General features: G+C 73.2%; 10 protein-coding genes. 5 read left to right on the top strand and 5 right to left on the bottom strand.

Features of this window, described 5'->3' with window-relative positions; all coding sequences use genetic code 11:
• Nucleotides 1-102 precede the first annotated feature (102 nt).
• Nucleotides 103-498, bottom strand: a complete 396-nt coding sequence (locus OHS71_RS24500) for an STAS domain-containing protein (protein WP_328481496.1) — start codon at nucleotides 496-498, stop codon at nucleotides 103-105.
• A 239-nt stretch (nucleotides 499-737) separates the two neighbouring features.
• On the opposite strand from OHS71_RS24500, the gene OHS71_RS24495 reads away from it, so the two are divergent.
• From OHS71_RS24495 to OHS71_RS24485, 3 genes are all read left to right on the top strand, one after another.
• On the top strand, nucleotides 738-1,673 hold the full coding sequence (locus OHS71_RS24495; RefSeq protein WP_328481495.1) for an RNA polymerase sigma factor SigF: 936 nt from the start codon (nucleotides 738-740) through the stop codon (nucleotides 1,671-1,673).
• Nucleotides 1,674-1,970: 297 nt separating this feature from the next.
• Nucleotides 1,971-3,506, top strand: coding sequence for an RICIN domain-containing protein (locus OHS71_RS24490; protein WP_328481494.1), 1,536 nt, complete (start codon nucleotides 1,971-1,973; stop codon nucleotides 3,504-3,506).
• A gap of 324 nt (nucleotides 3,507-3,830) precedes the next feature.
• Entirely contained in the window at nucleotides 3,831-4,823 is a 993-nt protein-coding gene (locus OHS71_RS24485) for a DMT family transporter (protein WP_328484624.1), read from the top strand.
• On the opposite strand, the gene hutI is transcribed toward OHS71_RS24485, so the two are convergent.
• From hutI to hutU, 4 genes are all read right to left on the bottom strand, one after another.
• On the bottom strand, nucleotides 4,763-5,995 hold the full coding sequence (hutI, locus tag OHS71_RS24480; protein WP_328481493.1) for an imidazolonepropionase: 1,233 nt from the start codon (nucleotides 5,993-5,995) through the stop codon (nucleotides 4,763-4,765). The two genes, OHS71_RS24485 and hutI, sit on opposite strands and share 61 nt — an antisense overlap.
• Before the next feature lie 59 nt (nucleotides 5,996-6,054).
• Nucleotides 6,055-7,404 (bottom strand): formimidoylglutamate deiminase, encoded by a 1,350-nt coding sequence (locus OHS71_RS24475; RefSeq protein WP_328481492.1) that lies wholly within the window; start codon nucleotides 7,402-7,404, stop codon nucleotides 6,055-6,057.
• Nucleotides 7,401-8,603 (bottom strand): allantoate amidohydrolase, encoded by a 1,203-nt coding sequence (locus OHS71_RS24470; RefSeq protein WP_328484623.1) that lies wholly within the window; start codon nucleotides 8,601-8,603, stop codon nucleotides 7,401-7,403. The genes OHS71_RS24475 and OHS71_RS24470 overlap by 4 nt, the downstream gene beginning before the upstream one ends.
• A 143-nt stretch (nucleotides 8,604-8,746) precedes the next feature.
• Nucleotides 8,747-10,411, bottom strand: a complete 1,665-nt coding sequence (gene hutU / locus OHS71_RS24465) for a urocanate hydratase (RefSeq protein WP_328481491.1) — start codon at nucleotides 10,409-10,411, stop codon at nucleotides 8,747-8,749.
• 586 nt (nucleotides 10,412-10,997) lie between these two features.
• On the opposite strand from hutU, the gene OHS71_RS24460 reads away from it, so the two are divergent.
• Both OHS71_RS24460 and OHS71_RS24455 read left to right on the top strand, forming a co-directional pair.
• Nucleotides 10,998-11,462 carry a hypothetical protein gene (locus OHS71_RS24460; protein WP_328481490.1) on the top strand — a complete coding sequence of 155 codons (465 nt, stop codon included), beginning with the start codon at nucleotides 10,998-11,000 and terminating at the stop codon, nucleotides 11,460-11,462.
• Nucleotides 11,459-12,361 carry a transcriptional regulator gene (locus OHS71_RS24455; RefSeq protein WP_328481489.1) on the top strand — a complete coding sequence of 301 codons (903 nt, stop codon included), beginning with the start codon at nucleotides 11,459-11,461 and terminating at the stop codon, nucleotides 12,359-12,361. Before OHS71_RS24460 ends, OHS71_RS24455 begins: the two co-directional genes overlap by 4 nt.
• Nucleotides 12,362-12,385 lie beyond the last annotated feature (24 nt).

The following is a 12,385-nucleotide window of genomic DNA, read 5'->3' as shown; positions in this document are numbered from 1 at the left end:
GGCGCCGACATGTTCGGGTTCAGGATGTCTCCTGCCCGAGGGAACCGCCGGAACACCCCCCGTTCACGTCCGTTCGCACCCGTTTCCGGCGGACGGCGGAACTCAGCCGTCCTCGTCACGCCCGTCGCGCCCGTCGGCAAGGGCCGCCTCCACCGTGTCGTGCACGGTGAACACAGCGTCCGCACCGGTGATCTCGAAGACCCGGGCCACCACGGGGAGCATGCCCGCCAGATGGACCCCTCCACCGGCCGCCTCCGCCTTCAGGCGGGCGCCGAGCAGCACGTTGAGCCCGGTGGAGTCGCAGAACTCCAGACGGGCGCAGTCCACCACGAGGCGACTGAGTCCCTTGGAGAGGCAGTCCTCCAGTGGCTCACGCAACAGATCGGCGGTGTGGTGATCGAGCTCACCCGCCGGAGTCACGACGGCGCTAGAGCCCTCTTGCCGCACCTCGACCAGAAGCCGGCCCGACTGTGCGCTGCCGACCGTCCCGCGGTCCATGCCGTCTCTTCTCCTGGGGTCGTTGACTGCTTGCTGACGCCCTCGCACCTTACGCCTTCGACCCGCACCTCAACACCCGAACAATCACACACAAACGGACATAGCCGCACAAAATGCACTTGCGGCGGGGCAAGTAAAGCGGGTAGGGCTAGTAGAAGCACCTAACCGACACGGCCGGCTTTGGAGGCGCCGCACACCGTAGTGCGCTCAGTGGCTTCGGCAGCCATAAGCCGAGAACGATGGAGGACATCATGTCACCCCGGCTCGACGCACCGCCTACCCGCGGAGCGACGTCGACACCCCCACCGGACCAAGAACATCTGGAACCCATCGCGCAGGACGCGGCACCGGACGTCGACCCCACCGACCTCCTCGCCGGCTTTCCGGAGATCCCCCCGTACGACGAGGTCACAGCCGTCGACGCGCGGGCTCTGTCCAAGACCCTGTTCGCGCGGCTCGAATCCCTCGAAGAGGGCACGTACGAGTACTCGTACGTGCGCAACACCCTCGTCGAACTGAACCTCGCACTGGTCAAGTTCGCCGCCTCCCGCTTCCGCTCCCGCAGTGAGCCGATGGAGGACATCATCCAGGTCGGCACCATCGGCCTGATCAAGGCGATCGACCGTTTCGAGCTGTCGCGCGGCGTCGAGTTCCCGACCTTCGCGATGCCAACCATCATCGGCGAGATCAAGCGCTTCTTCCGCGACACCTCGTGGTCGGTCCGCGTCCCGCGCCGCCTCCAGGAACTCCGGATCGAACTGGCCAAGGCGGGTGACGAACTGGCCCAGAAGCTGGACCGGGCGCCCACCGTGGTGGAGCTGGCCGAACGTCTCGGCATCTCCAACGACGAGGTCGTCGAGGGCATGGCCGCGTCCAACGCGTACACGGCCTCGTCCCTGGACGCGCAGCCGGAGGACGACGACTCCGAGGGCGCCCTCGCCGACCGCATCGGCTACGAGGACCACGGGCTCGAAGGCATCGAGTACGTGGAGTCGTTGAAACCGCTGATCGCCGAACTCGCGTCCCGCGACCGGCAGATCCTCTCCCTCCGCTTCGTCGCCGGTCTGACCCAGTCGGAGATCGGCGAGGAACTCGGCATCTCGCAGATGCACGTGTCGCGGCTGCTGTCGCGGACGCTGGTGCGGCTGCGCAAGGGGCTGACCGTCGAGGAGTAGCACCCAGGCATCCGGCCGCGGACCCACCCCGAGGGGTCCGCGGCCGTATCCGTGCTCGCCCGGTTTGTCCGTCTCCGGCCCACCCGCCCGGACACGGACACCGACGTCGTGCTCACCCCTCGGCCCCCAGCCCCCGCTTCGGCCACCGGGCCACCGGCAAACGCCCCTGCGGTTGTTTCGGTTACCCCCGGAAACCCTCCCCACGGAACCCCGGTCGCCACTATGGTCACCCTCACCCCAGACTGACCAGTACGTCAGCAACCGGATGTCCGTGCATCCCGCGAGGAGGCGACCCCCATGGCCCCTGCCGACGGCGTCGGCGACAGCGACAGCGACGACGTGAGCACCGACGGTCTCGACGGTTCCGACGCGTACCTCACCGACCGGCTCCGCGCCGCCCCCGCCGCCGCGTACCCGGCGCTGCGCACCCTCCGTGCCCGCCACCACCCGGCCGTCCTGGCCTACGCCCGCCGCTGCACGACCAGCGAACCGGCGGCGCGGCGCCTCGCGGCCGAGGCGTTCACTCTGGCCGCCCGGGAGACGGCTCGCGGCAACGACCCCGGCGGCCCCTGGCGGCATCAGCTGCTGCTGCTGTCCTGGCAGGTGGCCGCGGACTGGGCCGCCGACGACCGGGCCGGCGGGCTGGACGCGGCACTGCTGCTCGTCGTCAACACGGCGGCCCCCGGCGGCCCGGTGCCGCCGCTGCTCGGCGCGTTCCGCTCGCTGCCCTCCCGCGCACAGGGAATCGTCTGGTACGGCGTCGTGGAACGCGAGCCCGTGGAGCGGACGGCCGCGCTGCTCGGACTGACCCCCGAGGACGTCACGTACGGCGCGGGCCCCGCCCTCCAGGTCCTGGCGCAGACCTGTCTGCGGTACCGCCTCGCCGCCTCGGACGATCCCCGCTGCGGGGACTTCCGCCGTCTGATCGAGCAGTCGGTACGTGCGGACGGCCCCCGGCACAGCCCCGACCTCGACGTCCACATGACGCACTGCCCGCACTGCGCGACCGCCTACGAGGAGCAGTGCGCGCTGCGCGACACCCCGCGCGGGGCCCTCGCCGAGGGGCTGCTGCCATGGGGCGGGGCGGCGTACGTCATGGACGTGCGCGAGTCGCCCCGCCCGGCGCCGAGAGCCGCACGCAGACCGGCCCGCCGGGTCGTGCTGGCGTCGGCGGTGCTGGGGGTCGCCGTGGTGCCGCTGCTGTTCCTGCTGGTGGCCAACGGCGGGTCGGGCGGGGACCCGTCGGGTCCCGTCGCCGCCGGGCCGTCGACCGCGCCGCCGGTGACCGTCACGGCGACGGTCGCGGTGCCCGCCGTACCGGGCACCGCCTCCCCGTCACCGTCCCGGTCGCCGCGTCCCTCCCCGACCCGCACCGCCGCACCGCCAGAACCCAGCACCACGCCGTCCCCGTCCCCGGCCCCCGTACGGCCGCCCGGCGCGGCGTACGCCCAGGTCGTGAACGTGGCCACGGGCCGCTGCCTGGAGGTGGCGGGCGACCTCGACAACGGCACGGACGTCGTCACCGTGCCCTGTACCGCCTCCCCCAGCCAGCGCTGGCGGGTCGACGCCTCACGCGAGGTGCTCCAGTCGTACGCCGACCCCGCCTTCTGCCTGGACAGCCGCGGCTCGGTCGACAACGGCGTGGGCGTCTGGGACTGCTCCTCGGTGGACGGCGACAACGGTCAGAACCTGAGGTTCACCGTGGACGGCGACGGCACGATCCGACCCGCCATCGCCATCCTGACGGCCCTCACCGCCCAGGGAACCGGCGGACTGTCCCTGGAGCCCCTGGACGAGTCGGGCGCCCAGCTGTGGCGGGCCGGGGCGGCTTGAGCGTCCTGCGGGCGGCCCCTGAACGCCGGGCGGCAGGCGGCGGCTCGGCGCCATGCGGGCTGCGGGCTCCGGGCTCCGGGCTCCGGGCGGCGGACGGCCGTCCGTGGGGCCGGGGTGTCCTCATGCTGAAAACCCGTCGGCCGCATTCCTCGCGGTGACTACTCTGGCCCAGCCCTCTGACCAGCAGAGCCGCTGGGCCAGCCACGTCCTCTGTCCATGAGGTGCCCCGTGCCCGACTCCCCCGTCTCCTCCCCCGTCCCGGCGGCCTCACCGGTCTCCCCGGGCTCGCCTGCGGCCCCTTCCCGCCTCGGACGGCTCGCCGATCTGCCCGTTCTGCTCGTCGCGGTGGTCTGGGGTTCCAGTTATCTGGCCGCCAAGGGCGTCACCACCGCGGACACCGTGGCGGCCGTGCTGGTGCTGCGGTTCGCCGTGGTGCTGCCGGTGCTGGTAATCGCCGGGCGCAGGCGGCTGCGCGCGCTCAGCGGGCCGCAGTGGCGTGGGGCCGGCGTGCTGGGGCTGATCCTGGCCGTGATCTTCCTGCTGGAGACGTACGGCGTGGTGCACACCTCCGCCACCAATGCCGGGCTGATCATCAGTCTGACCATGGTCTTCACCCCGCTCGCGGAGAGCCGGGTGCGCGGGGTGCGACTGCCCGGGGCCTTCGTGGCGGCGGCCGGGCTGTCGGTGCTCGGCGTGGCGCTGCTGACGCAGGGCGCCGGGTTCACCGCTCCGTCGGGGGGCGATCTGCTGATGCTGGGGGCGGCCGTCGCCCGTACCGTGCACGTGCTGGCCATGGCGCGCATGGACGCGGTACGAGGCGCCGACGCGTTGTCGCTGACGACGGTTCAACTGGGTTCCGCGGTGGCCGTGTTCGCGGTGCTGGCGGCCGCGCCGGGGACGGGAGCGTCGCCGTGGGCGGCCGCGGCGGACTTCGACGGCGGCGACTGGCTGGGGCTGGTCTACCTCTCCGTCTTCTGCACCCTGTTCGCGTTCTTCGTGCAGATGTGGGCGGTCCGCCGTACGTCGCCCTCCCGGGTCAGCCTGCTGCTGGGCACCGAACCGGTGTGGGCGGCCGCCGTGGGCATCGCGCTCGCCGGGGACCGGCCCGGGTGGCTCGGCTACGTGGGCGCGGTGCTCGTGCTCGTCGGCACCGGATGGGGACGGTCGGTGGCGGACCGTGGGCAGGAGCCGGCGGCCGACCCCGACGCGACGCCCCGTGAGGCTGCTTCCGCCGAGACGCCCGCCGGGACGCCCGGTCAGACGACCCGTACGCCGCGCCGCCACACCTGCGAGACGAGCGGTACGCCGGGCCGGTAGGCCAGGTGGACGTGGCTCGGAGCGTCCAGGAAGGTCAGGTCGGCGTACGCGCCGGGGGCCACCCGTCCGACGTCCGTGCGGCGCAGGGCCGCAGCCCCGCCCGCGGTCGCCGACCACACCGCCTCGTCCGGCGTCATCCCCATGTCCCGTACCGCGAGCGCGATACAGAACGGCACGGACGAGGTGAAGGACGAGCCGGGGTTGCAGTCCGTGGAGAGGGCGACCGTGACGCCCGCGTCCAGCAGCCGGCGGGCGTCCGGCCACTCGGCGCGGGTGGAGAACTCGGCGCCGGGCAGCAGCGTGGCGACCGTGTCGCCGCTCGCGAGGGCGTCGACGTCCGCGTCCGTGAGGTGGGTGCAGTGGTCGGCGCTGGCCGCGTCCAGCTCGACCGCCAGCTGCACGCCGGGCCCGTAGGAGAGCTGGTTGGCGTGGATGCGGGGGTGCAGTCCCTTCGCCTTGCCGGCGGTGAGGATCGCGCGGGCCTGGTCGCCGTCGAAGGCGCCCTTCTCGCAGAAGACGTCGATCCAGCGGGCGTGCGGCGCGCAGGCGTCGAGCATCTCGCCGGTGACCAGCGCCACGTAGGCGGCCGGGTCGTCGGCGAAGTCGGGGGAGACGATGTGGGCGCCGAGGTAGGTGACCTCGTCGGTGTGGGCGGCGGCGAGGCGCAGGGCGCGGGCCTCGTCGGCGACCGTCAGGCCGTAGCCCGACTTGGTCTCCAAGGTGGTGGTGCCCTGGCGGAGGGCCTCGGAGAGGAAACGCGTGAGGTTCGCCTCCAGTTCCCCGTCGGTGGCCGCCCGGGTGGCCGCCACCGTGGTGCGGATGCCGCCCGCCGTGTAACCGCGGCCCGACATGCGGGCGTTGAACTCCTCGGTGCGGTCGCCCGCGAAGACCAGGTGGGAGTGGGAGTCGACGAAGCCCGGGAGGACCGCCCGGCCACCGGCGTCGACCCGGTTGTCAGTGGCGGGTGCTTTGCTTGATTCACCGGTCCACACGACGCGGTCGCCCTCGATGACGACGGCCGCGTCCCGGATCACGCCCAGGGGAGAGCCTCCCCCACTCCCGAAGGTGCTCGGGCGGGGGGACCCGGATCCGAGGGAGGGATCGTTGGTGACCAGCATGGCGATGTCGGTGATGACGGTGCTCGTGCCGGTCGTACCGGTGCTGCTGCTCATCGTCGTGTCCTCGTGGTCGACGGGGGCGGGGGAAGAGGCGGTGGCGGCGGCCGCCCGGGTCAGGCGTGCAGGGCCGCCACGGCCCGCGCGAGGGCCTGCGGCACATCGGGGACGAGCGTGTGCGCCCCGTCGCGTACGACGTGCCGCCCGGCGACGACCGTATGCCGTACGTCCGCCGCGGTCGCCGCGAATACGGCCGTCTCGGCGCCCAGTCTGGGCACCGGGCCCGCCGTCCTGACCGAGTCGAGCGCGAGGGTCGTGAAGTCGGCCGCCGCGCCGGTCTCCAGGGTGCCCGCGTCCGGGTTGCCGAGGGCGGCGTGGCCGTCGGCGGACGCGGCGCGCAGCAGGGCCGCCGCGGTCCAGTGACCCCGGGTGCGGGTGCGCAGCCGCTCGTTCAGCTCCATCGCGCGGGCCTCTTCGAGGAGGTCGATGACGGCGTGGCTGTCGGAGCCGAGGGAGAGCGGTGAGCCCGCGGCCTGGAGGGCGACGGCCGGGCCGATGCCGTCGGCGAGGTCCCGTTCGGTCGTCGGGCACATGCAGGTGCCGGTGCCTGACCGGCCGAGGAGGGTGATGTCCTCGTCGGTGAGGTGGGTGTTGTGGACGCCGGTGGTGCGTGGCCCGAGGACGCCGTGCTCGGCGAGGAGCTGGGTGGGCGTGCGGCCGTGGGCGGCGAGGCAGGCGTCGTTCTCGGCGGTCTGCTCGGACAGGTGCACATGCAGCGGCGCCCGGCGCTCCTCGGCCCAGCTCGCCACGGTCGCCAACTGCCCGGCGGGCACGGCCCGTACGGAGTGGACGGCCGCCCCGATCCTCGCGTGATCCCGTTCCTTGAGAAGTGAACAGCGTTCGGCCCAGGCGTCCGCGTCGCCGTCGGAGAAGCGGAGCTGGTGGGCGGTGGGCGGCTGTCCGAAACCGGCGGAGAGGTAGGCGGTGTCGAGGAGGGTGATGCGGATGCCGGCTTCGGCGGCGGCCTCGATGAGGGCCTCGCCCATGGCGTTGGGGTCGGCGTAGGGGGTGCCGCCCCGCGCGTGGTGCAGGTAGTGGAACTCGCCGACGGCCGTGATGCCGGCCAGCGCCATCTCGGCGTACACCGCGCGGGCCAGCTGGTGATAGGTGTCCGGGGTGAGCCGGTCGGCGACCGAGTACATGACCTCGCGCCAGGTCCAGAAGGTGCCCGAGCCGACCTGGACGGTGCCGCGCAGGGCCCGGTGGAAGGCGTGGCTGTGGGCGTTCGCCAGGCCGGGAAGGGTGAGGCCACGCAGGATCTCGGCGCCGGGCGGCGGGGTGTCGACGCCCGTCCGGACGGCGCTGATGCGTCCCTCCGTCACCTCCAGGGCGACGCCCGGCTCGACGTTCGTGTCGAGCCAGGCGTGTTCCAGCCAGTACGTCCGTGTCCGCTGCGTGGGTGTCACCTGCGGGCCAGTCCTTCCAGTACGTCGGCGAGGGCGTGCACCCCGGCCACGCAGTCGTCCTCGCCGGCGAACTCGGCGGGGGAGTGCGAGACGCCCGTGGGGTTGCGCACGAACAGCATGGCGGTCGGGATGGTCCCGGACAGGATCCCGGCGTCGTGTCCGGCGCCGGTGCCGAGGACGGGGACCTTGAGGTCCGTGTCGCTGCCGAGGATGCGGCCGAGTTCGTCGCGCAGGGCGTGATCGAACTCGACGACGGGCGTGAACGACTCCCGGACGACGTCCAGGTCGATGCCGTGGGTCTGCGCGTACTCGCGTGCGGCCCGCTCCACCCCGCCGACCACCGTGTCGAGGGCGGCCTGGTCGGCGGCGCGGGAGTCGAGCCAGCCGCGCACCAGGGAAGGGATGGCGTTGACGCCGTTCGGCTCGACGGAGATCTTGCCGAACGTGGCCACGGCGCCCGCGAGCCGGGCTTCGCGGCGGGCGGCCAGCACGGTCTCGGCGTACGGCAGCATCGGGTCGCGCCGGTCCACGAGACGGGTGGTGCCGGCGTGGTTGGCCTCACCCCGGAAGTCGAACCGCCAGCGCCCGTGCGGCCAGATGGCGCTGGCGAGGCCGACCGGGTCCCCGCTCAGGTCGAGAGCACGCCCCTGCTCCACATGCAGTTCGACGAAGGCGCCGACACGGGCGAGCCGCTCCGGGTCGGGACCGATGGCGTCGGGGTCGTGCCCGGCGGCCTCCATGGCCTGCGGGAGGGTGATCCCGTCGCCGTCGGTGAGGCGGTGGGCCTGTTCCAGGGTGAGCCGGCCGGCGGTGAGCCGGGAGCCGACGCAGGCGAGCCCGAAGCGGGCGCCCTCCTCGTCACCGAAGTTGACGAGAGCGAGCGGCCTGGTGAGCGTGACGTCCCGCGCGCGGAGTTCGTCGAGGGCGGCGAAGGAGGACACCACGCCCAGGGGCCCGTCGAAGGCGCCGCCGTCCGGCACGGAGTCGAGGTGCGAGCCGGTGACGACGGCGTCCCCGGCCGCCGGGTCCCCGAGCCACGCCCACTGGTTGCCGTTGCGGTCGACCTCGTAGGTCAGACCCCGCGTCTCGGCCTGCTGCCTGAACCAGGCACGGCAGTCGGTGTCGGCGGCGGTCCAGGCGTAGCGGCGGTAGCCGCGGGATTCGGAGTGCCGTCCGATGGGCGCCAGTTCACGCCACATCTCCTGGAAGGACGACCGAGCCGCTGCCGGCTGCGGGCGGTCGTTGCGCGGGGCGGAGCCGGTGGGCCCGGCCGGACCCGCGGTCGGCGACGAGAGCTCCGCCTCCACCGCCCCGTCGCCGCCCCGCTCATCTCCCGGAAGAGTCACGCGTCGTCACCTTCACGCATGGGCACGCGCACGCCCCGCTCGTCGGCTGCCGTCTCGGCGATGTCGTACCCGGCGTCCACGTGCCGGATGACACCCATGCCGGGGTCGTTGGTGAGGACGCGGCGCAGCTTCTCGCCGGCGAGCTTCGTGCCGTCGGCCACGGACACCTGACCGGCGTGGATGGAGCGTCCCATGCCGACGCCGCCGCCGTGGTGGATGGAGACCCAGGAGGCGCCCGAGGCGACGTTCACCATCGCGTTGAGCAGGGGCCAGTCGGCGATCGCGTCGGAGCCGTCGAGCATGGCCTCGGTCTCGCGGTACGGGGAGGCCACGGAACCGGAGTCGAGGTGGTCGCGGCCGATGGCCAGCGGGGCGGCCAGCTCGCCGGAGGCCACCATGTCGTTGAAGCGCTCGCCGGCCTTGTCGCGTTCGCCGTAGCCGAGCCAGCAGATCCGGGCGGGCAGACCCTGGAAGTGGACGCGCTCACCGGCCAGCTTGATCCAGCGGGCCAGGGACTCGTTCTCCGGGAAGAGGTCGAGGATCGCCTTGTCGGTCTTGGCGATGTCGGCCGGGTCGCCGGAGAGCGCCGCCCAGCGGAAGGGGCCCTTGCCCTCGCAGAACAGCGGGCGGATGTAGGCGGGGACGAACCCGGGGAAGGCGAACGCGCGGTCGTATCCCGCGAGTTGTGCCTCGCCCCGGATGGAGTTTCCGTAGTCGAAGACCTCGGCGCCGGCGTCCATGAAGCCGACCATCGCCTCGACGTGCCGTGCCATCGACTCGCGGGCGCGGGTGGTGAAGCCGGCCGGGTCCTTCTCGGCGGCGTCGGCCATGTCCTCGAAGGCGATCCCGGTGGGGAGGTAGGCCAGCGGGTCGTGGGCGGAGGTCTGGTCGGTGACGATGTCGACGGGGGCGCCCATCGCGAGCAGCTGCGGAAGGAGCTCGGCGGCGTTGCCGAGGACGCCGATGGAGAGCGGCCTGCGCTGGTCGCGGGCCTCGACGGCCAGCTGGAGAGCGTGGTCGAGGTTGTCGGCCCTGACGTCGAGGTAGCGGTGCTCGATGCGGCGGTCGATGGCGCGCGGGTCGCAGTCGATGCAGATGGCCACGCCGTCGTTCATCGTGACGGCGAGGGGCTGGGCGCCGCCCATGCCGCCGAGGCCGGCGGTGAGGGTGATCGTGCCGGCGAGGGAGCCGCCGAACTTCTTCGCGGCGACGGCGGCGAAGGTCTCGTAGGTGCCCTGGAGGATGCCCTGGGTGCCGATGTAGATCCAGGAACCGGCGGTCATCTGGCCGTACATGGTGAGGCCGAGGGCCTCCAGCCGGCGGAACTCCTCCCAGTTGGCCCAGTCGCCGACGAGGTTGGAGTTGGCGATGAGGACGCGCGGGGCCCACTCGTGGGTCTGCATGACGCCGACCGGGCGGCCGGACTGGACGAGCATGGTCTCGTCCTGCTTGAGGGTCCGCAGCGTGCGGACCATCGCGTCGAAGGAGCGCCAGTCACGGGCCGCCTTGCCCGTGCCGCCGTAGACGACGAGCTTGTCGGGGTGTTCGGCGACCTCGGGGTCGAGGTTGTTCTGCAGCATGCGCAAGGCGGCTTCCTGCTGCCATCCCAGGGCGCTCAGTTCCGTACCGCGTGACGCTCGTACGGGGCGGGGTCCTGACATGGTCTGCCTCCTTGCGGATGGGTGATCCCGACGGTGTTGCTGTTCTTATTCACATCCTGACTTGATGAATAGAGCTAGTCAATACATCGGGGCCACCGGAGTGCGGTGACGTACCGGCATCCGGAGGTCCGGAAACGGAGGGTGGGCGGGACGGCGAGGCGGCGTAGGGGACGGCACGGCGGCGCGCGGCGAGAGGGCGGGACGGCAGACGGCGGCGGACGAGGGCGCGGGGAGGGGGCACGGGTGCCGGGCGGGCCGGGCGACGGGCCCCGGAGCCCGACAAGGAGCGCGACGGACGGGGCGCCGGGGGCCATGGGGGCGTGCGGCTGAACGCGAGGGCGCGCGCCCTCACCTTCGCCACCCCTGCCTACACGTACGCCGTTGACACGCGCCGGTGGAGATGGTGTTGAACGGTAGGGAAGGGACGCGTGGGACGTCAAGAGCGCCCGAAACAGGGACAGTCGACCCACCTTAGTGACCCCACCGCATGTTCCGCTGGAAAATGCCAGAAGACTCACTCCCCGCGCATACGTTGCGTAGCTTCTTCATCACTCAGCCGAACCGCAGGCGGGAGGGGAGCCCAACGGTGCCCGGAATCGACGAGTGTCTACTGGAGGCCATGCGGCTGCCCGGTGCCCGGGGGGCCGCGCTGGTCGACTGGACGAGCGGGCTGGCGCTGGGCTCGGTCGGGGAGTTCCCTGGCGGCGACCACGAGGCGGCGGCCGCCGAGGCCGCCGAGGTCGCCCGGCTGACGGCGGAGCAGCGCGCGTTCGCCCCCGACGGCCACACCGCCCACGGCCACGACGGGGACGGCGGCGGGGCGGGGGAGGGACCGGCGGCCACCGGCGCGGGGGCCGGAGCCGGGCCCGCCGATCCTCCGGTCGAGGACCTGATCATCAGCAACCGGGACAGCTACCACGTGCTCCGCTTCGTGCCGACGTCCTTCGACAGCAGCGTGTTCCTGCACGTGTGGCTCGGCCGGCCGGACGGCAACCTCGCGCTGGCCCGGATCCGGCTGGGCGAGATGGCGGGGCGGCTGGTGCTGGGATGACCGCGGTGAGAACGACCCCGCAGGGGACGACCCCGCCGCCCAGGCTGCCCGTGCGGGAGAAGTCGGGCGCCCGGGAGCGCGGCGGCGGACTGTCGCCGATGCTGACCCGGCTCGCGGCCGAACGGGCCACCGGTGTCCTGGAGCGCGAGCGCGGCTCGCTCTACCTCGACGAGGGCCGGGTGGTGCACGCCGAGAGCCCGCTCGCCCCGGGCCTCGACGTGCTCCTCCTGGCCCACGGCACCCTCGCCCCCGCTGTCTGGCAGGACGCGGTCGAGCGGGCCGACGAGGAGTACGGCGTCGCCCGTCTGCTGCTCGACGCCGGCCGCGTCCCGCGCGGCGCGCTGGAACTCTGCCACCTCGAGGCGGTGTACGACGCGGCGTACTTCGCGCTCACCCCCAGCAGCACACCGGGCCACTTCCGGTACGGCGCCGGACACTGGCTGGGCACGCTCCGGCCGGTCGCGGTCGAGGCGGTCGAGCGCGAGACGCTGCGCCGGCGCGAGCTGCTGCACCGTCTATGGCCGGACCCGCTGACCGACGGGGCGCCGCTGCGACGCGCCGAGTCCGTCGCGGCGCCCGCGCCGACCGCCCGGCAGGGCGCGGTACTGGCTCTGGTGGACGGCGTGCGCACCGCGACGGACATCGCCCGGGAGCTGGGCCGGCAGGCTTTCCACACCCTGGTGGACGTGCGGCGGCTGGCGGCGGCGGGCCTGCTGACCGGTCTGTTCCCACCGCCGCGGCCGCAGCGCCCGCCGGCCGCGCCCCCGCCCGACACCGGTCCGGCCGCGAACACCGCGGCGCCGGTCCCGAACCCGGCACCGGGCGTCACCCTGCCCCGTGTCAACGACCCCGACATCACCTTGCTGAAGAGGCTCAGGGATGCGCTGGAGGCCCTTTGAGCGGCAGCGACCGCGCGCCGAGAG

The sequence above is a fragment of the Streptomyces sp. NBC_00377 genome, from assembly GCF_036075115.1.
Classification (GTDB): Bacteria; Actinomycetota; Actinomycetes; order Streptomycetales; family Streptomycetaceae; genus Streptomyces.
This window is presented reverse-complemented; position numbering and strand designations above follow the sequence as displayed.

Bases quoted from the DNA above. Each gene is read 5' to 3' on its own strand.
- OHS71_RS24490 (WP_328481494.1), top strand. From the start codon at position 1,971: ATGGCCCCTGCCGACGGCGTCGGCGACAGCGACAGCGACGACGTGAGC.
- OHS71_RS24455 (WP_328481489.1), top strand. From the start codon at position 11,459: ATGACCGCGGTGAGAACGACCCCGCAGGGGACGACCCCGCCGCCCAGG.
- OHS71_RS24470 (WP_328484623.1), bottom strand. From the start codon at position 8,603: ATGTGGCGTGAACTGGCGCCCATCGGACGGCACTCCGAATCCCGCGGC.
- hutU (WP_328481491.1), bottom strand. From the start codon at position 10,411: ATGTCAGGACCCCGCCCCGTACGAGCGTCACGCGGTACGGAACTGAGC.
- OHS71_RS24500 (WP_328481496.1), bottom strand. From the start codon at position 498: ATGGACCGCGGGACGGTCGGCAGCGCACAGTCGGGCCGGCTTCTGGTC.
- OHS71_RS24495 (WP_328481495.1), top strand. From the start codon at position 738: ATGGAGGACATCATGTCACCCCGGCTCGACGCACCGCCTACCCGCGGA.
- hutI (WP_328481493.1), bottom strand. From the start codon at position 5,995: ATGAGCAGCAGCACCGGTACGACCGGCACGAGCACCGTCATCACCGAC.